This is a genomic window from Pseudomonas sp. TE3910, from assembly GCF_056279025.1.
Map to the genome: position 1 here is coordinate 3,764,927 of NZ_JBWBQN010000001.1, position 20,062 is coordinate 3,784,988.

16 protein-coding genes and 1 pseudogene are annotated in these 20,062 nt (G+C 60.8%); 11 read left to right on the forward strand and 6 right to left on the reverse strand.

Annotated features, from left to right (window positions below):
* Positions 1–33: 33 nt before the first annotated feature.
* From hutH to ACZ9H3_RS17270, 11 genes are all read left to right on the forward strand, one after another.
* Entirely contained in the window at positions 34–1,566 is a 1,533-nt protein-coding gene (gene hutH / locus ACZ9H3_RS17220; RefSeq protein WP_476221666.1) for a histidine ammonia-lyase, read from the forward strand.
* 85 nt (positions 1,567–1,651) lie between these two features.
* Positions 1,652–3,055 carry an amino acid permease gene (locus ACZ9H3_RS17225; protein WP_476221668.1) on the forward strand — a complete coding sequence of 468 codons (1,404 nt, stop codon included), beginning with the start codon at positions 1,652–1,654 and terminating at the stop codon, positions 3,053–3,055.
* A gap of 15 nt (positions 3,056–3,070) precedes the next feature.
* Positions 3,071–4,276 (forward strand): imidazolonepropionase, encoded by a 1,206-nt coding sequence (gene hutI, locus ACZ9H3_RS17230; protein ID WP_476221670.1) that lies wholly within the window; start codon positions 3,071–3,073, stop codon positions 4,274–4,276.
* 11 nt (positions 4,277–4,287) lie between these two features.
* Complete coding sequence (gene hutG, locus ACZ9H3_RS17235) at positions 4,288–5,091, forward strand: N-formylglutamate deformylase (protein ID WP_330522251.1); 804 nt, start codon at positions 4,288–4,290, stop codon at positions 5,089–5,091.
* Between the two features lie 101 nt (positions 5,092–5,192).
* On the forward strand, positions 5,193–6,164 hold the full coding sequence (gene pip, locus ACZ9H3_RS17240; RefSeq protein ID WP_102052686.1) for a prolyl aminopeptidase: 972 nt from the start codon (positions 5,193–5,195) through the stop codon (positions 6,162–6,164).
* Positions 6,161–6,598, forward strand: a complete 438-nt coding sequence (gene dtd / locus ACZ9H3_RS17245; protein WP_476221673.1) for a D-aminoacyl-tRNA deacylase — start codon at positions 6,161–6,163, stop codon at positions 6,596–6,598. The genes pip and dtd overlap by 4 nt, the downstream gene beginning before the upstream one ends.
* A 263-nt stretch (positions 6,599–6,861) precedes the next feature.
* Positions 6,862–8,574: a glucan biosynthesis protein G gene (locus ACZ9H3_RS17250; RefSeq protein WP_330522253.1), complete on the forward strand. Its 1,713-nt coding sequence runs from the start codon at positions 6,862–6,864 to the stop codon at positions 8,572–8,574.
* Positions 8,567–11,140, forward strand: a complete 2,574-nt coding sequence (gene mdoH, locus ACZ9H3_RS17255; protein ID WP_099773362.1) for a glucans biosynthesis glucosyltransferase MdoH — start codon at positions 8,567–8,569, stop codon at positions 11,138–11,140. Before ACZ9H3_RS17250 ends, mdoH begins: the two co-directional genes overlap by 8 nt.
* Before the next feature lie 229 nt (positions 11,141–11,369).
* Positions 11,370–12,167 (forward strand): transporter substrate-binding domain-containing protein, encoded by a 798-nt coding sequence (locus ACZ9H3_RS17260; protein WP_176717448.1) that lies wholly within the window; start codon positions 11,370–11,372, stop codon positions 12,165–12,167.
* A 74-nt stretch (positions 12,168–12,241) separates the two neighbouring features.
* On the forward strand, positions 12,242–13,204 hold the full coding sequence (locus ACZ9H3_RS17265) for an amino acid ABC transporter permease (RefSeq protein WP_065760651.1): 963 nt from the start codon (positions 12,242–12,244) through the stop codon (positions 13,202–13,204).
* The gene (locus tag ACZ9H3_RS17270; RefSeq protein WP_065760652.1) at positions 13,197–13,931 is read left to right on the forward strand and encodes an amino acid ABC transporter ATP-binding protein; all 735 of its coding nucleotides are present in this window, start codon (positions 13,197–13,199) and stop codon (positions 13,929–13,931) included. Before ACZ9H3_RS17265 ends, ACZ9H3_RS17270 begins: the two co-directional genes overlap by 8 nt.
* 61 nt (positions 13,932–13,992) lie before the next feature.
* Here ACZ9H3_RS17270 and ACZ9H3_RS17275 read toward each other — a convergent pair whose 3' ends face one another.
* From ACZ9H3_RS17275 to tatB, 6 genes and pseudogenes are all read right to left on the reverse strand, one after another.
* Entirely contained in the window at positions 13,993–15,948 is a 1,956-nt protein-coding gene (locus ACZ9H3_RS17275) for a methyl-accepting chemotaxis protein (protein ID WP_476221676.1), read from the reverse strand.
* Between the two features lie 237 nt (positions 15,949–16,185).
* Positions 16,186–17,058, reverse strand: a complete 873-nt coding sequence (locus ACZ9H3_RS17280) for a methyl-accepting chemotaxis protein (RefSeq protein ID WP_442963004.1) — start codon at positions 17,056–17,058, stop codon at positions 16,186–16,188.
* Positions 17,041–18,102 (reverse strand): annotated as a pseudogene (locus ACZ9H3_RS17285) (methyl-accepting chemotaxis protein); the annotation flags it as partial. The gene ACZ9H3_RS17280 and the pseudogene ACZ9H3_RS17285, both read right to left, overlap by 18 nt.
* 78 nt (positions 18,103–18,180) lie before the next feature.
* Entirely contained in the window at positions 18,181–18,888 is a 708-nt protein-coding gene (locus tag ACZ9H3_RS17290) for a 16S rRNA (uracil(1498)-N(3))-methyltransferase (RefSeq protein WP_330522257.1), read from the reverse strand.
* On the reverse strand, positions 18,885–19,676 hold the full coding sequence (tatC, locus tag ACZ9H3_RS17295; protein ID WP_065761271.1) for a twin-arginine translocase subunit TatC: 792 nt from the start codon (positions 19,674–19,676) through the stop codon (positions 18,885–18,887). The genes ACZ9H3_RS17290 and tatC overlap by 4 nt, the downstream gene beginning before the upstream one ends.
* A complete protein-coding gene (gene tatB / locus ACZ9H3_RS17300) occupies positions 19,673–20,059 on the reverse strand; it encodes a Sec-independent protein translocase protein TatB (RefSeq protein ID WP_099773364.1) in 387 nt (128 codons plus the stop codon). Before tatB ends, tatC begins: the two co-directional genes overlap by 4 nt.
* Positions 20,060–20,062 lie beyond the last annotated feature (3 nt).

The following is a 20,062-nucleotide window of genomic DNA, read 5'->3' on the forward strand; positions in this document are numbered from 1 at the left end:
GGCGTAATCGCCTCTCTGTAGCGGAGCAACAACGTGACTGAATTGACCCTGAAGCCTGGCACCCTGACCTTGGCTCAGCTGCGTGCCATCTACAAGAACCCGCTGAAACTGAAGCTGGATGCCAGCGCCGACCAGCAGATCGACGACAGCGTTGCCTGCGTCGAGCAGATTCTTGCGGAAAACCGTACCGCCTACGGCATCAACACGGGTTTTGGCCTGTTGGCGTCGACCCGTATCGCCAGCCATGACCTGGAAAACCTGCAGCGCTCGCTGGTGCTGTCTCACGCCGCAGGTGTCGGCGAGCCGATCTGCGATGAGCTGGTGCGCCTGATCATGGTGCTCAAGGTCAACAGCCTGAGCCGTGGTTTCTCGGGCATCCGCCGCAAGGTCATCGATGCGCTGATCGCGCTGATCAACGCCGAGGTTTACCCGCACATCCCGCTCAAGGGTTCGGTGGGGGCATCCGGTGACCTGGCGCCGCTGGCGCACATGTCGCTGGTTCTGCTGGGCGAGGGCAAGGCTCGTCATAAAGGCCAGTGGCTGTCGGCGACCGAAGCACTGGCAGTAGCAGGGCTTGAACCGCTGACCCTGGCTGCCAAGGAGGGCCTGGCCCTGCTCAACGGTACCCAGGCGTCCACGGCCTACGCGCTGCGTGGCCTGTTCCAGGGTGAAGACCTGTTCGCAGCGGCCATGGCCTGCGGTGGCCTGACCGTTGAAGCCGTGCTCGGTTCGCGTTCGCCTTTCGACCCGCGGATTCACGCCGCCCGTGGTCAGCGCGGTCAAATCGACGCAGCGGCCTGCTACCGTGACCTGCTGGGTGACGGCAGTGAAGTCTCGGCGTCCCATGAGAATTGCGGCAAGGTCCAGGACCCATACTCGCTGCGTTGCCAGCCTCAGGTCATGGGGGCTTGCCTGACCCAGTTCCGTCAGGCGGCCGAAGTACTGGTCATCGAAGCCAACGCCGTATCGGACAACCCACTGGTATTCGCCAAAGAGGGCGACGTGATTTCCGGCGGCAACTTCCACGCCGAACCGGTGGCCATGGCTGCCGACAACATGGCCTTGGCCATTGCCGAGATCGGCTCGCTGAGCGAGCGCCGTATCTCGCTGATGATGGACAAGCACATGTCGCAGCTGCCACCGTTCCTGGTGGCCAATGGTGGGGTCAACTCCGGCTTCATGATCGCGCAGGTCACGGCAGCAGCGCTGGCCAGCGAGAACAAGGCCCTGGCTCACCCGCACAGTGTCGACAGCCTGCCGACCTCGGCCAACCAGGAAGACCACGTGTCGATGGCGCCGGCTGCTGGCAAGCGCCTCTGGGAAATGGCTGACAACGTTCGCGGCATCCTCGCCGTGGAATGGCTGGCCGCCTGCCAGGGCCTGGACCTGCGTGAAGGGCTGAAGACCTCGCCGAAGCTGGAAACGGCTCGTCAACTGCTGCGCAGCAAGGTCGCTTATTACGAAAAGGACCGGTTCTTCGCGCCGGACATCGAGGCAGCCAGCGCCTTGCTGGCTGAAGGGCACTTGAACGGTCTGCTGCCGGCTGGCGTTCTGCCGAGCCTCTGATCCGTTGGGCTGATATCGCCTTTGCCGTACGGGCCCGAAAGGGCTCGTACCGCTTTTCGCCTACAAAAATAATCAGGACCGCGAAATGCAATCTCAATCGCAAGGACTCAAACGCGGGCTAACGGCTCGCCATATTCGTTTCATGGCCCTGGGCTCGGCCATTGGTACGGGCCTGTTCTACGGCTCTGCTTCGGCGATCCAGATGGCGGGCCCGGCAGTGCTGCTGGCCTACCTGATCGGCGGTGCTGCCGTCTTCATGGTCATGCGCGCCCTGGGGGAAATGGCCGTACACAACCCGGTTTCGGGCTCGTTCGGTCAATATGCCTCCACCTATCTGGGGCCGATGGCCGGGTTTGTGCTCGGCTGGACCTACGCATTTGAAATGGTCATTGTCTGTTTGGCCGACGTGACGGCCTTCGGCATTTACATGGGCTTCTGGTTCCCCGAAGTCGCGCGCTGGATCTGGGTGCTGGGTATTGTCTTCCTGATCGGCGGGCTGAACCTGTGCAACGTCAAGGTCTACGGCGAGATGGAGTTCTGGCTGTCGCTGCTCAAGGTCGTTGCCATCGTCGCGATGATCCTGGCCGGCTTCGGCATCATGCTCTTCGGGCTGGGCAGCGCCAATGGCGACACGGTCAGTGGTATCGCCAACCTGACGGCCCACGGCGGCTTCATGCCCAATGGCGTGAGCGGCCTGATCGCCTCGTTTGCTGTGGTGATGTTTGCCTTTGGCGGTATCGAGATCATCGGTATCACTGCCGGTGAAGCGAAAGACCCTCAGCGCGTGCTGCCCAAGGCGATCAATGCTGTTCCGCTGCGGATACTGCTGTTCTATGTGCTGACCCTGTTCGTCCTGATGTGCCTCTACCCGTGGCCGCAGATCGGTACCCAAGGTAGCCCGTTCGTACAGATTTTCAGCAATCTGGGGATCGGTTCGGCTGCAGCTGTACTGAATATTGTGGTGATCTCGGCGGCGGTATCGGCGATCAACAGCGATATTTTTGCCGCTGGGCGCATGATGTACGGCTTGGCTCAGCAAGGTCAGGCACCGAAGGGGTTCGCCAAGGTTTCCTGTCAAGGTGTGCCATGGATGACCGTACTGGTCATGGGTGTGGCACTGCTGAGCGGCGTCGTGCTGAACTACCTGATCCCGGAAAACGTCTTCCTGCTGATCGCCTCCATTGCCACGTTCGCCACGGTATGGGTCTGGCTGATGATTCTGGTGACCCAGGTCGCCATGCGTCGCAGCATGAGCCGTGAAGAAGCCGCGCAACTGAAGTTCCCGGTACCGTTCTGGCCCTATGGTCCAGCGGCAGCGATCGCCTTCATGGTGTTCATCTTCGGTGTGCTGGGTTATTTCCCGGATACACAGGCAGCGCTGCTCGTCGGCGTGGTCTGGGTGGTGTTCCTGGTTGCCTCTTACCTGCTCTGGTGCAAGCCGCGCGTGGCTGTGGCGCCTGCTCAGGTATTGTCCAACACTCAACGATAGTCACGGAGACGGTGCATGAAAACCCTCTGGCAGCACTGCCATGTGGCAAGCATGGCGCAAGGTGTTTACTCGATCATCGAGGATGCGGCGATTTTGACGTCCGGCGAGCGGATCGAGTGGATCGGCCCGCGCCAGTCCCTGCCGGTCACGGCAGATGCCAGGGTGGTCGAGCTTAACGGTGCCTGGGTAACCCCGGGCCTGATCGACTGCCACACCCATACCGTGTTCGGCGGTAACCGCAGTGGCGAGTTCGAGCAACGCTTGCAAGGTGTCAGCTATGCCGATATCGCCGCCCAGGGTGGTGGTATCGCCAGCACCGTGCGCGCTACGCGCGCCGCTACGGAAGAACAGTTGTACGCCAGCGCTCGGCAACGCCTGCAGGCCTTGTTGCGCGATGGCGTGACCACCGTCGAAATCAAGTCCGGGTATGGCCTGGACCTGGCCAGTGAGCGCAAGTTGCTCCGGGTCATTCGTCGGCTGGGCGCTGAGTTGCCGGTGACGGTGCGCGGTACCTGCCTGGCGGCGCACGCCATGCCGCCGGAGTTCGCCGGTCGGGCAGACGACTACATTGAACACATCTGCACTGAAATGCTCCCGGCTCTGGCCGCTGAGGGGCTGGTCGACGCCGTGGATGCGTTCTGTGAATACCTGGCGTTTTCCCCGGCCCAGGTCGAGCGGGTGTTTATAAAAGCCCGTGAATTGTGCCTGCCGGTCAAATTGCATGCCGAACAACTGTCGTCGCTGCACGGCTCCAGCTTGGCGGCGCGCTATCAGGCATTGTCGGCGGATCACCTGGAGTTCATGACCGAGGAGGACGCCATCGCCATGGCGGCAGCCGGCACCGTTGCGGTGCTGTTGCCCGGCGCTTTCTACTTCCTGCGTGAAACCCAGCTGCCGCCGATGGACGCTTTGCGCAAGCACGGTGTGAAGATCGCCATCGCCACCGACCTCAACCCCGGGACCTCGCCAGGGCTGTCGTTGCGTCTAATGATGAACATGGCCTGTACGCTGTTCCGCATGACGCCGGAAGAAGCCCTGGCCGGGGTGACCCTGCATGCTGCCCGCGCCCTTGGGCTGGGCGACAGTCACGGGTCGCTGGAAGTGGGCAAGGTCGCCGATTTCATCGCCTGGGACATCGAGCGTCCTGCCGACCTGTCCTATTGGTTGGGCGGCGACTTACCCAAGCGGGTCATTCGCCATGGCCTTGAAACCCATTTTTGAAGAGCGTCTTTATGGATAAGGTTCTGAACTTTCACCAAGGCACCTTGCCGCTATTGATCAGCATGCCCCATGCCGGCGTGCGTTTGACACCGGCAGTCGAGGCCGGCCTGATCGAACCGGCACGCAGCCTGCCGGATACCGATTGGCACATTCCACGGTTGTATGACTTTGCGGTGAGCATGGGCGCCAGCATTGTTTCCGCCGAATATTCGCGGTTTGTCATCGACCTCAACCGTCCAGACGATGACCAGCCGCTGTATACCGGTGCCACCACCGGGCTGTACCCGGCCACCCTGTTCGACGGTACGCCGTTGTTCAAGGACGGGCTGACGCCATCGGCCCGCGAGCGAGCTGACTATCTGGAGCGTATCTGGCGCCCGTATCACGACACCTTGCGCCAGGAACTGGCGCGTCTGCGTGAGCAGTTCGGCTACGCGCTGCTGTGGGATGCCCACTCGATCCGCTCGCACGTCCCGCACCTGTTCGACGGCACGCTGCCGGACTTCAACCTGGGCACGTTCAATGGGGCCAGCTGCGACCCGCAACTCGCCGAGCAGTTGCAAGCGGTGTGCGCTTGCGCCGAGGGTTACAGCCATGTGCTGAACGGGCGCTTCAAGGGTGGGCATATCACCCGTCACTATGGTGACCCGGCCAGGCACATTCATGCGGTACAGCTGGAGTTAGCGCAGACTACCTATATGGAGGAAGTCGAGCCGTTCCATTATCGCGAGGATCTGGCGCAACCCACCCAGCAGGTGCTGGAACGCCTGCTCAACGCAGCAGTGGCCTGGGGCAAGGCGCACTACGCAGTGTGAACGGTTTTATGCGGTGTCAGATGTTGCGGGGGGCATGCTCAAAGCGCAATTCGGGTTTATGATGCCCAACGGCAGAATAATTCCCCCACACGGAGTGCGTAATGCAGACCTTGTACCCGCAGATCAAACCCTACGCCCGACACGATCTGGCCGTGGAGGCGCCGCATGTGCTGTATGTTGACGAGAGCGGTTCGCCCGAGGGGTTGCCGGTGGTGTTTATCCACGGTGGGCCGGGAGCAGGGTGTGATGCACAGAGTCGCTGCTATTTCGACCCGAACCTGTACCGCATCATTACCTTCGATCAGCGCGGCTGCGGGCGCTCGACACCGCATGCCAGCCTTGAGAACAACACCACCTGGCATTTGGTCGAGGACCTTGAGCGCATTCGCAAGCACCTGGGTATCGACAAGTGGGTGGTGTTCGGTGGCTCCTGGGGGTCGACCCTGGCCTTGGCCTATGCCCAGACTCACCCCGAACGCGTACAGGGTTTGATCCTGCGCGGTATCTTTCTGTGCCGCCCACAGGAAATCGAGTGGTTCTACCAGAGTGGCGCCAGCCGCTTGTTCCCTGACTACTGGCAGGACTACATCGCGCCGATTCCGGCCGAGGAACGCGGCAACCTGGTCCAGGCTTTCCACAAGCGCCTGACCGGCAATGATCAAATTGCCCAGATGCATGCCGCCAAGGCCTGGTCGACCTGGGAAGGGCGTACCGCTACCCTGCGGCCCAACCCGTTGGTCGTCGACCGCTTCTCCGAGCCTCAGCGCGCGTTGTCTATTGCGCGGATCGAATGCCATTATTTCATGAACAATGCATTCCTTGAGCCCGACCAACTGATTCGCGACATGCCGAAGATCGCCCACCTGCCTGCAGTGATCGTGCATGGTCGTTATGATGTCATCTGCCCATTGGATAATGCTTGGGAGCTCCATCAGGCCTGGCCAAACAGCGAGCTGAAGGTGATTCGCGATGCAGGGCATGCGGCGTCTGAGCCGGGTATCACCGATGCGCTGGTGCGTGCTGCCGACCAAATGGCCCGGCGTTTGCTGGACTTGCCACTGGAAGAAGCGTGAAGGGCCTGTTGCAGCGCGTGCGTAGCGCACGCGTTGAGGTGGACGCAGAGATTGTCGGGGCGGTCGACCAGGGATTGCTGGTGCTGGTTGCAGTCGAGCCGGGCGATACCCGCGCCCATGCCGACAAGCTGCTGCACAAACTGCTCAATTACCGCGTGTTCAGTGATGAGCAGGGCAAGATGAACCTGTCGCTCAAGGACATTCAGGGCGGCTTGCTGCTGGTCTCGCAGTTCACCCTGGCGGCTGATACACAGAGCGGATTGCGCCCGAGCTTCTCCAGCGCTGCACCACCGGCGCTGGGTGCCGAGCTTTTCGAGTACTTGTTGGGGCAGGCGAGGGCGTTGCACGGTACAGTTGAAAGCGGGCGTTTCGGTGCCGACATGCAGGTACATCTGGTCAATGATGGCCCCGTAACATTTATGTTACAAATATAAGGCTGAAAACCTCCTTTTTTGCAGGAAAAAAGGGGGGTTCTAGCAGAAATAGTTGTGTTGCCCTGATGCGTTGTAGCGCTGCCTGCTAGATAATCGCGCGCTACCAAGATCGGCGTTCGCCGATTTGTTTTACTTTAACTTGAGAACTGTCTGACGCCGTTTAGGGAATCATTACGCCCTTTCGGAGTCCGAACAGTGCTCGCCAACCCGGCAAACGATGGCTGGCCGTTGGTTCTTTGATCTGTTTTCGGCGAGGGTTGCTCGTGATTGTAAGTCCCTGTAATGCACCAAGAACTCCTGGCAATCGGCTGCGCAAGGCTCTGGCAGCCGGCTCGGCGCTCGTCTGCCTGCTCGGCGCAGGCCAGCTCTGGGCGTTCAACCTTGACGATGTAGCGGCCAAGGCGAAGGATCTTGCCGGGCAGAAGTACGAGGCGCCGAAGAGCAACCTGCCAGCAGTGTTCCGCGAAATGAAATTCGCGGACTACCAGCAAATTCGCTTCCGCGAGGACAAGGCCGAGTGGGCCAAGGCCAAGACGCCTTTCAAGCTGTCCTTCTATCACCAGGGCATGCACTTCGACACCCCTGTGACGATCAACGAGGTTGTCGGCAGCAAAGTCCACGAAATCAAGTACGACGCCAGCCGCTTTGACTTCGGTGACTTGAGCTTTGACAGCAAGGCCACTGAAAAGCTCGGTTACGCCGGCTTCCGCGTGCTGTACCCGATCAACAAGGCTGACAAGCAAGACGAAATCATGACCTTGCTGGGCGCCAGCTATTTCCGCGTGGTCGGCAAGGGGCAAGCCTATGGCCTGTCTGCCCGTGGTCTGGCTATCGACACGGCACTGCCGTCTGGCGAAGAGTTCCCACGCTTTACTGAGTTCTGGATCGAGCGTCCAAAGGCGACCGACAAGCAACTGGTCATCTATGCGTTGCTCGACTCGCCTCGTTCCACCGGTGCTTACCGTCTGACCCTGCGTCCGGGTAGCGACACCATCGTTGACGTCAAGTCCAAGGTGTTCCTGCGTGACCGTGTCAGCCGCCTGGGCATTGCCCCGCTGACCAGCATGTTCCTGTTCGGTGGCAACCAGCCATCGAAGGTGCTCAACTACCGTCCTGCCCTGCACGACTCTGAAGGCCTGTCGATTCATGCCGGCAACGGCGAATGGCTGTGGCGCCCGCTGAACAACCCGAAACATCTGGCTGTCAGCAACTTCAGCGTGGAAAACCCACGTGGTTTTGGCCTGTTGCAGCGTCAGCGCGAGTTCAGCCAGTTCGAAGACCTGGATGACAACTACCATAAGCGCCCAAGCGCCTGGATCGAGCCTGTTGGCGACTGGGGCAAGGGCACGGTCGACCTGGTGGAAATTCCAACTGCCGATGAAACCAACGACAACATCGTTGCGTTCTGGAGCCCGGAAAAACTGCCTGAGCCTGGTACTGCTGCCGAGTTCGAGTACCGCCTGCACTGGACCATGGATGAGTCCGAACTGCATTCGCCGAAGCTGGGTTGGGTTAAGCAGACCCTGCGTTCGACCGGTGATGTCAAGCAATCCAACCTGATCCGTCAGCCTGACGGTAGCGTGGCCTTCCTGGTCGACTTTGAAGGCCCGGTGCTCAAGGCGTTGCCGGAAGACACCGCTGTACGTAGCCAGGTCAGCCTTGGCGACAACGGTGAGCTGGTCGAGAACAGCCTGCGCTACAACCCGGAAATCCAGGGCTGGCGCCTGACCTTGCGGTTCAAGGTCAAGGACCCGAACAAGTCCACTGAAATGCGTGCTGCGCTGGTACGTGACGTTCCTGTTGAGCCGGCCAAGCCGACCAAGCAGGAAAAAGCCGCTGCCAAGCAGGCCAAAGACAAGGCCGAGAAAGCGGCCGCACAGCCAGCCGCCGATGCGGCATCCACCACCACGGCTCCGGCCACGACCGAACAAGTCCTGACCGAGACCTGGAGTTATCAGTTGCCTGCCGATGAGTAAACACTCTGCACAACCAGGGTCGCTGAGCGAATACCTGGAACACCTGCCACTGAGCGACGAGCAGCGGGCCGAACTGGCCAGCTGCACCTCGTTCAGCGAGCTGCATCAACGCTTGTCCGCACAACCGTCTGCCGGGGAGGCCGAGGCCGCCCAGGCGTCGGTTGCAGGTCGCCTTACCTTGGGTACGGCTGAGGAACTGGAGGAGGCCGAGATGCTCGGCCTCGATGCCAGCGGTCGGTTGTGCCTGAAGGCTACCCCGCCAATTCGTCGCACTCGGGTGGTTCCTGAGCCGTGGCGGACCAATATCCTGATTCGCGCCTGGCGTCGTTTGACCGGCCGGACAAACGCCCCTGCGCCCGAAAAGCGCGAGCTACCGGCTGCACGCTGGCGCTGGGTCGGTTCGGTGCGCCGCTACATCCTGCTAACGCTGATGCTGGGGCAGACCATCGTTGCCGGTTGGTACATGAAAGGCATCTTGCCTTATCAGGGCTGGTCATTCGTCGACCTCGACGAGGTCCTGAACCAGCCGCTGCTGACCACCGTCCAACAGGTCTGGCCGTATGCATTGCAGACCAGCATCCTGGTCTTGTTCGGTATCCTCTTCTGCTGGGTATCCGCGGGTTTCTGGACGGCCTTGATGGGCTTCCTTGAGCTGCTGACCGGGCGCGACAAGTACCGTATCTCTGGCAGCAGCGCTGGCAACGAGCCGATTGCGCCGCAGGCGCGTACTGCGATCGTCATGCCGATCTGTAACGAAGATGTCCCGCGTGTATTTGCAGGGTTGCGGGCGACCTTCGAGTCGGTGGTTGCGACGGGCGATCTCGACCGTTTCGATTTCTTTGTGCTCAGTGACACCAACGACACCGATATTGCCGTGGCCGAGCAACAGGCCTGGCTGGAGGTTTGCCGCGAGGCCAAAGGCTTTGGGCGGATCTTCTATCGCCGCCGTCGTCGCCGTGTGAAGCGCAAGAGTGGCAACCTGGACGACTTCTGCCGCCGTTGGGGTGGGGACTACCGTTACATGGTGGTACTCGACGCCGACAGCGTAATGAGTGGCGAATGCCTGACCAGCCTGGTGCGGTTGATGGAAGCCAATCCGGACGCCGGTATCATCCAGACCGCGCCAAAAGCCTCGGGCATGGACACGCTGTATGCACGCATGCAGCAGTTCGCCACCCGCGTCTATGGCCCGCTGTTCACTGCCGGACTGCACTTCTGGCAGCTCGGCGAGTCGCACTACTGGGGGCACAACGCAATTATCCGGATGAAGCCATTCATCGAGCACTGCGCCTTGGCGCCGTTGCCGGGTAAGGGTGCCTTCGCCGGTGCGATCCTCTCCCACGACTTCGTCGAGGCCGCACTGATGCGGCGTGCGGGGTGGGGCGTGTGGATTGCCTACGATCTTCCGGGCAGCTACGAAGAACTGCCGCCTAACCTGCTCGACGAGCTCAAGCGCGACCGGCGCTGGTGCCACGGCAACCTGATGAACTTCCGTCTGTTCCTGGTCAAGGGCATGCACCCGGTACACCGTGCGGTGTTCCTCACAGGTGTGATGTCCTACCTGTCGGCGCCGCTGTGGTTCTTCTTCTTGGTGCTGTCGACGGCGCTGCTGGCAACCAACACCTTGATGGAGCCGCAGTACTTCCTCGAGCCACGTCAGCTTTACCCGCTCTGGCCTCAATGGCACCCGGAAAAAGCCATTGCGCTGTTTTCGACGACCATTGTGCTGTTGTTCCTGCCCAAGTTGCTCAGCATCATTCTGATCTGGGCCAAGGGCGCCAAGGAATTTGGCGGTCGCTTCAAGGTGACGCTGTCGATGCTGCTGGAGATGCTGTTCTCCATGCTGCTGGCGCCTGTGCGGATGATTTTCCACACCCGCTTCGTGCTGGCCGCGTTCCTGGGCTGGGCGGCAACCTGGAACTCGCCACAGCGTGACGACGACTCCACGCCATGGAGCGAGGCTGTTCGCCGGCATGGCCCGCAAACCCTGCTGGGCGTTGCCTGGGCACTATTGGTGGCATGGCTGAACCCGAGCTTCCTCTGGTGGCTGGTACCGATTGTCGGTTCGCTGATGCTGTCGATTCCGGTTTCGGTGATCTCCAGCCGGGTCAACCTGGGCCTGCGCGCCAAGGATGAACGCCTGTTCCTGATCCCTGAGGAATACGCGACACCGCATGAGTTGCTGGCGACTGATCAGTACACCCATGAAAACCGTTGGCATGCACTGAATGACGGTTTTGTCCGGGCAGTGGTCGATCCACAGCAGAATGCCCTGGCCTGTGCCCTGGCGACGGCGCGTCATGGTGTTGCCGCACCGATCGAGGCCCTGCGTGCCGAGCGTATCGCCAAGGCGTTGGAGGTTGGCCCTGGCGCACTCGACGGCAGTACCCGATTGGCACTGCTCAGTGACCCGGTAGCGTTGTCACGCTTGCATGAGCGTGTCTGGGCCGAGCAGAGTGCCGCCTGGCTGGACGTCTGGCGGCAATCGATTGCCAGCAACCCGCATTCGCCGTTGTTGCCGTTACACCCGCAGTCGCAGGAGTTGCCATCGCTGGCTAATGCCTGATCGTTGAACTGCGCTGCAACCATCGCCGACAAACCTGAGTGCCCTACATGGGGCTTGGGCTTGCCGGCGATGTCGTTTCTGCCGACAACACATAACAAAGTGCCTATCGCCTATATGTGCCTTGCGGCGCATGGGGTAGCATCGCGCACTTCGATACAGTGCGTCGTCCATCAGGGCGATCTGCGATCACAATAAAATTCGAGCTTTCCTGTTGGGGGATCTGGTGATGATGAAAAAGTACCTGTCGATGCTGCTGGCCGGCGTCGCAGCACTGGCTACAGTGGCAACGGCCCAGGCCGGGGCAATTGACGACGCAGTCAAGCGCGGCACCCTGCGCGTGGGTATGGACCCTACCTACATGCCGTTCGAGATGACCAACAAGCGTGGCGAAATCATCGGCTTCGAAGTCGACCTGCTCAAGGCCATGACCAAGGCCATGGGCGTCAAGCTGGAGCTGGTGTCCACCAGCTATGACGGTATCATCCCGGCGCTTCTGACCGACAAGTTCGACATGATCGGCAGCGGCATGACCCTGACCCAGGAACGCAACCTGCGTCTGAACTTCAGCGAACCCTTCATCGTGGTCGGCCAGACCCTGCTGATCCGCAAGGAGCTCGCAGACAAGGTCAAGTCGTACAAAGACCTGAACACCGACGAGTACCGTATCACCTCCAAGGTGGGGACTACCGGTGAACTGGTCGCCAAGAAGCTGATCGGCAAAGCCAAGTATCACGGCTACGACAACGAGCAGGAAGCCGTGATGGACGTGGTCAACGGCAAAGCCGATGCGTTCATTTACGATGCCCCCTACAACGTGGTTGCGGTGAACAAGGCCGGTGCTGGCAAGCTGCTGTTCCTGGACGAGCCGTTCACCTATGAGCCGCTGGCCTTCGGCCTGAAGAAAGGCGACTACGACAGCATCAACTGGATCAACAACTACCTGCACCAGATCCACAACGACGGCACTTACAAACGTATCCATGACAAGTGGTTCAAAGACACCGCTTGGCTCAAGGACATGGAATAAGGCCGTCGTTCGACTGGCTTGAAACCTGACGCGCAGGCTAGCCCTGCGCGTTCGCTTTTACGGAACTACCTTTCGTGATTAAACACAAGAAAGCTCAGTGGCCTTGGCACGGGCTGACCGCATTGGTGTTGGTCGGCCTGGCCGTCAGCCTGTATTACGCGACCTCGGTGATTTCCTACGAGTGGCGCTGGAGTCGGGTGCCACAGTATTTCGCTTACCAGGCTGAAGAAGCGCAGCGCGCGGCCGGCTACGGCAAGGTCGAAGCCATTGTGCAGCAGGGCAGCATGGCCAAGGTCACCCTGCGCGACGAAGACGGCGGCGAACAGGTGCTGGACGTCGAGCAGAACAGCCTGCAGCTGTCCAAGGGCGACGATGTTGCTGAAGGCGATCTGGTGGGTGTCACTCGGCACTGGACCGCAGGGCCGCTGGCCTGGGGCCTGTGGACCACCGTATGGATTTCGCTGGCCTCCGGTGTGCTGGGCCTGCTGGTCGGCCTGGTGGCCGGTTTGTGTCGGCTCTCGAACAACCCGACCCTGCGCGACCTGTCGACGGTGTACGTCGAGTTGGTGCGTGGTACGCCGCTGCTGGTGCAGATCTTCATTTTCTATTTCTTCATCGGCACGGTGCTCAACCTGTCTCGAGAGTTCGCCGGGGTAGCAGCCTTGGCGCTGTTTACCGGTGCCTACGTGGCCGAGATCGTGCGTGCTGGGGTTCAGTCGATTGCCCGTGGCCAGAGTGAAGCCGCCCGCTCGCTGGGGCTGAGTGCGAGCCAGTCGATGCGCCATGTGGTGCTGCCACAGGCATTCAAACGTGTCCTGCCGCCGCTGGCAGGGCAATTCATCAGCCTGGTCAAAGACACGTCGCTGGTCTCGGTCATTGCAATCACCGAATTGACCAAAAGTGGCCGTGAGGCAATTACTACCTCGTTCTCGACCTTCGAGATCTGGTTCTGCGTTGCCGGCCTGTACCTGCTGATCAACCTGCCGCTGTCGCATTTCGCCAGCCGGCTTGAGCGGAGGCTCGCGCAAAGTGATTGAAGTTCGCGATCTGGTAAAAGTCTTCGATACCCGTGGTCAGGTGGTACGAGCTGTCGACCACGTCAGCACCGACGTAGCCAAGGGCGAAGTATTGGTAGTGCTCGGTCCTTCGGGGTCGGGCAAGTCGACCTTCCTGCGCTGCCTCAATGGCCTGGAAAGTTTTGATGAGGGCTCGGTGGCCATTGACGGCTTGCAGTTGAACGACCCGAAGACCGACATCAACGCCTATCGTCGTGAAGTCGGCATGGTGTTCCAGCACTTCAACCTGTTCCCGCACATGACCGTGCTGGAGAACCTGTGCCTGGCACAGAAGGTGGTGCGCAAGCGCAGCAAGCAGGAGCGCGAGGCCAAGGCGCGGGCATTGCTGGAGAAGGTCGGTATCGGTCAGAAGGCCAACGAGTACCCCTCCAGGCTCTCGGGTGGCCAACAGCAGCGCGTGGCGATTGCCCGGGCACTGTCGATGGACCCGAAGGTGATGTTGTTTGACGAGCCGACCTCGGCACTCGACCCGGAAATGGTCGGTGAAGTGCTGGACGTCATGAAGACCCTGGCTGTGGAAGGCATGACCATGGTCTGCGTCACCCACGAGATGGGCTTTGCCCGCGAAGTCGCGGACCGGGTGCTGTTCTTCGATCACGGCAAGCTGCTGGAGGACTCGCCACCCGAGGCGTTCTTTACCTCGCCAAAGGACCTGCGTGCCCAGGCGTTCCTGCGCCAGGTGCTGTAGCGCTTGTGTCATGGGCGCTGGTTCGCCAGCCCCCATGCTCGGGTCATTCCTTGCGCAAGGCTCAGATGCCGAATCGGCCGACCATCGTCGTCAATTGATTGCCCAGTTTCTGTAGCTCCACACTCGATCGGGTGATCTGTGTGCTGGCCGATGCGGTTTCCTCGGCAACATCGCGCACATTGATCACGTTGCGGTTGATCTCCTCGGCGACTGCGCTTTGCTCTTCGCTGGCTGTCGCGATCTGCTGGTTCATGCCCTGGATGTTCGAGACGCTGTGAGCGATCTGGGCCAGGGCCGCGCCAGCTTTTCTGCTGAGGGCAACGCTGTCCTGGGTCAGGTTCCTGCTGCTGTCGAGCAGTTCAACGACCTGAGCGGTACCGTTGTGAAGGTTGGCGATCAGTTCCTCGATTTCCTCGGTGGACTGCTGGGTGCGTTGTGCCAACCCTCGTACCTCATCGGCAACTACGGCGAAGCCTCGTCCAGCCTCACCTGCCCGGGCCGCCTCAATGGCGGCATTGAGTGCCAGCAGGTTGGTCTGCTCCGAGACCGACTTGATCACATCCAGAATGCTGCCAATGCGCTCGCTTTCCTGCGCCAACTTGCCCATTGCCTGGATTGAACGGTTGACTTGATCCGCCAGCTGTTCGATTTGTGCGACGGCTTCCGCGACGACCTGATCGCCCAGTTGGGCCTGATGGTCGGCATCACAGGCTGCAGCCGAAGCCTGCTCGGCATTGCGGGCTACCTCCTGTACCGTTGCGGCCATCTGGTTCATGGCGGTCGCCACCTGATCGGTTTCCTCCTTTTGGCTGCTGACACCGCCATGTGTCTGAGCGGCTACGGCCGAAAGCGTTTGTACGGCGTCCGACAGCTGGGAAGTGCTATGACCAATACCGCCGATCAACTCGCGCAGGCTTAAGGTCATGCGGTGCATGCTGCGTTGCAACTGGCCCATTTCATCCCGGCGCGTCACCTCGCTATCGCCGCTCAGGTCACCCTGAGCAATCCGTGCGGCCAGCTCAAGGGTGTGTCGCAGGGGCGTGGTGATCTGCAGGGTGATAATCCACGCAGCCAGAATACCGACCAGCAGTGCCAGCGCGGAGACGCTGCTGAGGGCGGCTTGCGCGGTGTGCGCCTCTTGCTCTTGAACACTGAGTTGATGGTCTGTCAGGCGTTGGCCGACTTCACGCATCTGCTTGCCAAGGGTTTCCAGATCATTCTGTACATTTTCGACTGCAATGGCTGCATTACGGTACTGATCCAGCGCCTGGCCATAGCGGCTCAGTGCTGAGCCGCTCGCCTGCAGTGCCGAGGTGTCCGTCAGCCGGAGTTGAGCCAGTGCCGTGCCCAACTGACCGAGTGCCGACTCGGCAGCGGTCATCGCCTGCTTGCCGACATTGGCAAAGGCACTGGTAGGGTTGGACATGTAGGCTGGCACCTGACGTTGCTGACTGATATTGTCGATCTGCCGCCCCAGGTTTTCCAGCAGCGTCAGCGCCTTGGAGCGAGCTGTCTGGTTATGCTCCGTATCCTGCAGGAGCAGGAGCTGCTTCTCGATGGCATCAATCGTGTCGAGAACTTGCTGCTCCTGAACCTCCAGCGCTTGAAAGTGCGTCATGCGCAACGTGACGGCTTTTTGCAGGGTGTCGAAGTCGCGCTGGTAGGTGTGCACGAGCTGTTGCTCGTCGTTCAGCAATTTCAGTTCTACGGGGTCGTCGAACTGCGGCAGCATGAGTTCCAGCATGTGCTGCATGTCGTTCAAGGCCTTGAGTACCTGGCCCTTGCTCTCATCGTCAGCCAACACCCGGAAGGTGATGCGCTCGGCGCGCAGATCCTTGTTGAGCTCACTGAGTCGGGCAATGCTGGACAGTCGCTTTGAGCTCTCAATGGCATCACCCAGCGCGGTCCAACCGAACAGGGTTATGGCCAGTGTCAGCGACAGAACCATGGCAAAACCGGCGGCGAGTTTGAGCTTGACGCTCAGGTTGCTAAGCAGGCGGGACAAGGGTCCGAACATGGCGGTTCTCCTGAATGATGAAGGGCTTCGCACCTGAAGGGGGAGGCGCGGCCATTGTGCTCATCGGCCGGAGAACGAGGACCTGAACCTGTGAGTGATGTAGGAAATTTCGCCTAAGTTTGCGTGAAATTGGAGTTTTTTACGTTATTTGTAGGGCTTTTCTTTCATTACATACATGCGCGCGCCGCCCGAGGCCAGAAAGCCAGGGGCGGCGCGCGTTTACAGGGTGTTTAATGACTACAGGCGAAACTTGCCGACAAGCGTCTGCAGGTGAGTGCCCAGGCGCGCCAGCTCGACGCTGGAGGCTGCGGTCTCCTCACTGGCAGCGGAGGTTTGGTCAGAGACGTCACGCACATTCATCACGCTGCGGTTGATCTCTTCTGCCACGGCGCTCTGTTGTTCTGCCGCGGCTGCGATCTGCTGGTTCATCGATTGGATGGACGACACGGTACGGGTGATCGTCTCCAGCGAGGTGCCGGCACGACGGGTCAGTTCGACGCTGCTTTCGGTCAGGCCACGGCTGCTGTCCATCACGCTGGCCGCTTGCTGGGTGCCATGTTGCAAGCTGGCGATCAACGCTTCGATCTCCTCGGTCGAGTGCTGTGTGCGTTGTGCCAGGCTGCGCACTTCGTCGGCCACTACGGCAAAACCACGCCCGGCTTCACCTGCTCTGGCAGCCTCGATGGCTGCGTTGAGGGCTAGCAGGTTGGTTTGCTGGGCCACGGCCTTGATCACGTCGAGGACACTACCGATCTTGTCGCTTTCGGTCTTGAGCTGGCTCATGGCTTCGCTGGAGTGTTCCACTTCGGCCGCCAGTCGCTCGATCTGGGCGATGGCCTCGCCCACCACCCGATCTCCTTCGCGGGCCTGCTGGTCGGCCATTACTGCCGCTTCGGAGGCTTCCTCGGCGTTGCGTGCCACTTCCTGCACGGTTGCGGCCATCTCGTTCATGGCCGTTGCGACCTGATCGGTTTCAACCTTCTGGTTGTTGACCCCAGCGCTGGTCTGCTCAGTGACAGCCGACAGCTGTTCGGCCGCGCTGGCAATCTGCGTAACCCCGTCGCCGATACCGCCGATCAGTTCGCGCAGGTTGTGGGTCATGCGTTGCATGCTGTGTTGCAACTGGCCCAGCTCGTCGCTGCGTTCGACGTTGACGTGTTGGCTCAGGTCGCCGTCGGCAACACGGTCGACCACGGTCAGCGTATGGCGCAAGGGCACGATGATTTGTCGCGTGATGGCCCAGGCGGCGATAACACCCAGCAGCAGTGCCAGGCCTGTGGCGAGCGTGAGCATCAGCTTGGCGTGCTGCGACTCGTCATCGCGCTGCTGGGTTTGCGACAGCGTCAGCTCGCGACTCAGGTCGAGCAACACCTGGCCCTGCTGTGCCATGCGCTGCAGGGCGTGTTCGCTGGCCAATTGGGCGTCACGGTAGAGGCCAACGGCTGCTCGGTAGCCGGCTAGCGCATGGCCGGCGTTGGTCAGTGACTCAGTGTGCTCGGTCGGCAATTTGTCGATCAGGGCGTTGAGCTGGGCTGCGGCCTGATCGATGGCGGCGGTGGCGGTTTGTTCAAACTCTGGCTTGCCGCTGTAGGTGTAGCCGCGCACTTGAAAGCGCGCATTCTGCAGCAGCTTGTCAACGGTCATTGCGCTGTTGAACTGGCTCAAGCTTTCACTTTTGAGCAATTGCTGCTCAATCTGCTCGAGCAGGCCGGCAGCGCGGTCAGCGCTCGTACCCAGTTGCCCACGGCTATGCTCGCGATCTTGTGCCGCCTGTTTGAGGTCGGTAAAGGCTCGCTGGTACTCGGCTACGGCATCGATCTGGCGACCGAGGCGGTCTTTGTCCTGGCTGTCGTTGATGCGCTTGCGCACCTGCTGCAGGTTGTCATCCAGGGCCGCCAAGGCTTTTTCTACATTGGCTGCTGCCTCTGCCGTGCGCTCTTTTTCATAGTTCAGGCGCTGATTGCGTAGCTCCTGGGTCTGCTGGCTCACGCGGGAGATGGCTGCAAGCTTGTCGCCGCGGTCGATAACCCCCTGCAAGCCCTGCCAGCCGGTCAGAGTGATGATCAGGGTTAACAGTAGCACCAGGCCAAAGCCAATCCCGAGTTTCAGGTTAACGCTGAGATTGCCGAGTTGATGGGAGAACCAACGGTACATGGTGCGACTCCTTGCCAGCGGTCGAGGCGATTCATTGTTCTAATGCCAATGCATCGGCCTCGATCATTGAACCTGAAGTCAGAAAAGTCTGGCGAGCAATGCGGTTACTGCCGTTTCCACGCGTAGGATTCGGTCACCGAGCTGTACCGGCGTCAGGCCTGCCTTGTTCAGTAGGTCGATTTCATAGGGGATCCAGCCACCCTCCGGGCCAATGGCCAGGGTTACCGGCTCGTCCAGGCCACGTGGGCAGGGGGGATGATTACCGGGGTGACCGACCAGCCCGAGGGTGCCGGCACTGATGGCCGGCAGGCGATCTTCGACAAACGGCTTGAAGCGCTTCTCGATGATCACTTCGGGCAGCACGGTGTCGCGTGCCTGTTCAAGGCCGAGAATCAACTGCTCGCGAATGGCGTCGGGCTCAAGGAACGGCGTTTGCCAGAAGCTCTTCTCGACCCGGTAGCTGTTGACCAGGATCAGTTTCGGTACGCCCATGGTCGCAACGGTCTGGAACACACGGCGTAGCATCTTGGGACGAGGCAGTGCCAGCACCAGGGTGAGCGGCAGCTTGGCCGGTGGCGGCTGGTCGAAGGTGACCTGCAACTCCGCCTCATGCCCTTCCAGTCGCAGTACCTGAGCCTGGCCCATTTGCCCGCCAAGGCGGCCAACCCGCAGGTTGTCACCGACCGCTACCCGGTGAATTTCCTGCATGTGGGTAAAGCGGCGGTCGCCCAGCACCACCCGGTCAGCCGCAACGAAGTCGGCTTCCTCAAGTAACAGCAGGTTCACGCTTGGGTCGCTGGCGGCTGGTCGTTGTGGTCTTGCTCGGGTGCCTCAGGGTGTTCGCTGCGCTTGCGGATCAGGCCGCCGAACAGTACGCCAATCTCGAACAGCAGCCACATGGGCACTGCCAGCAGCGTCTGCGAGAAGATGTCTGGCGGGGTCAGGATCATGCCGACGACGAAGCAGCCGATGATCACGTAAGGGCGTATCTTCTTCAGGTACTTGACGTCGACCACGCCGATCCAGACTAGCAGCACCACCGCCACCGGAATTTCAAAGGCAACGCCGAAGGCGAAGAACAGGGTCATGACGAAGTCCAGATAACTGGCGATGTCCGTCATCATCGAGACGCCTTCCGGTGTCGCGCTGGCAAAGAAACCGAAAATCAGTGGGAACACCAAAAAGTAGGCGAATGCCATGCCGGCATAGAACAGCAGGATGCTCGATACCAGCAGGGGCACGGCGATGCGCTTTTCGTGGCGATACAGGCCGGGCGCGATAAACCCCCAGATCTGATGCAGGATCAGCGGGATCGCCAGAAACAGCGAGACGATCATGGTCAGCTTGAACGGCGTCAGGAACGGCGAGGCCACATCGGTGGCGATCATCGTTGCGTTGGCCGGAAGGTGTGCGCGTAACGGCGCCGACACCAGGGTGTAGATCTGCTGCGCGAAGGAGAACAGCCCGGCGAAGATCAGGAAGATGGCCGCAACACAACGCAACAGGCGTGTGCGCAGTTCAGTGAGGTGTGAAACCAGCGGCATTGGCTGGTCGTTTTCCGGGATATCGCTCATGGTGCTCGCGGCGGTTGTGGCGAATCGTTGAGAGGCGCAGGCGCAGCCGGTGCGTCCGTGGCAGCTGGCGTCAGGCTCGGCGCTGGCTGTGCGGGGCTGCTTTCAGCCGGTGGCTGGAAAGGCTGGGGCGCTACGCTCTGCGGATTGAGGATCTTGCGTGCTTCTTGCTCCATCGAGAGGATGTGCTCGTTGTGCAACTGGCGACGAATTTCGTCGGCGCCGATCTCACGCTCCACTTCCTGCTTGATTGAATTGAAGCTGCGCTTGAGCCGCCCGATCCACAGGCCCGCAGTGCGCGCCGCGCCGGGCAGGCGTTCTGGGCCAAGTACCAGCAAGGCAACCAGGCCGACGAGCAGCAGCTCGGAGAAGCTGATCCCGAACATGGG

Excerpts from the sequence above, each read along its gene's own strand:
- ACZ9H3_RS17225 (WP_476221668.1), top strand. The coding sequence starts at position 1,652 with ATGCAATCTCAATCGCAAGGACTCAAACGCGGGCTAACGGCTCGCCAT.
- hutI (WP_476221670.1), top strand. The coding sequence starts at position 3,071 with ATGAAAACCCTCTGGCAGCACTGCCATGTGGCAAGCATGGCGCAAGGT.
- hutG (WP_330522251.1), top strand. The coding sequence starts at position 4,288 with ATGGATAAGGTTCTGAACTTTCACCAAGGCACCTTGCCGCTATTGATC.
- pip (WP_102052686.1), top strand. The coding sequence starts at position 5,193 with ATGCAGACCTTGTACCCGCAGATCAAACCCTACGCCCGACACGATCTG.
- mdoH (WP_099773362.1), top strand. The coding sequence starts at position 8,567 with ATGAGTAAACACTCTGCACAACCAGGGTCGCTGAGCGAATACCTGGAA.
- ACZ9H3_RS17260 (WP_176717448.1), top strand. The coding sequence starts at position 11,370 with ATGAAAAAGTACCTGTCGATGCTGCTGGCCGGCGTCGCAGCACTGGCT.
- ACZ9H3_RS17275 (WP_476221676.1), bottom strand. The coding sequence starts at position 15,948 with ATGTTCGGACCCTTGTCCCGCCTGCTTAGCAACCTGAGCGTCAAGCTC.
- ACZ9H3_RS17280 (WP_442963004.1), bottom strand. The coding sequence starts at position 17,058 with ATGCAACGCATGACCCACAACCTGCGCGAACTGATCGGCGGTATCGGC.
- tatC (WP_065761271.1), bottom strand. The coding sequence starts at position 19,676 with ATGAGCGATATCCCGGAAAACGACCAGCCAATGCCGCTGGTTTCACAC.
- tatB (WP_099773364.1), bottom strand. The coding sequence starts at position 20,059 with ATGTTCGGGATCAGCTTCTCCGAGCTGCTGCTCGTCGGCCTGGTTGCC.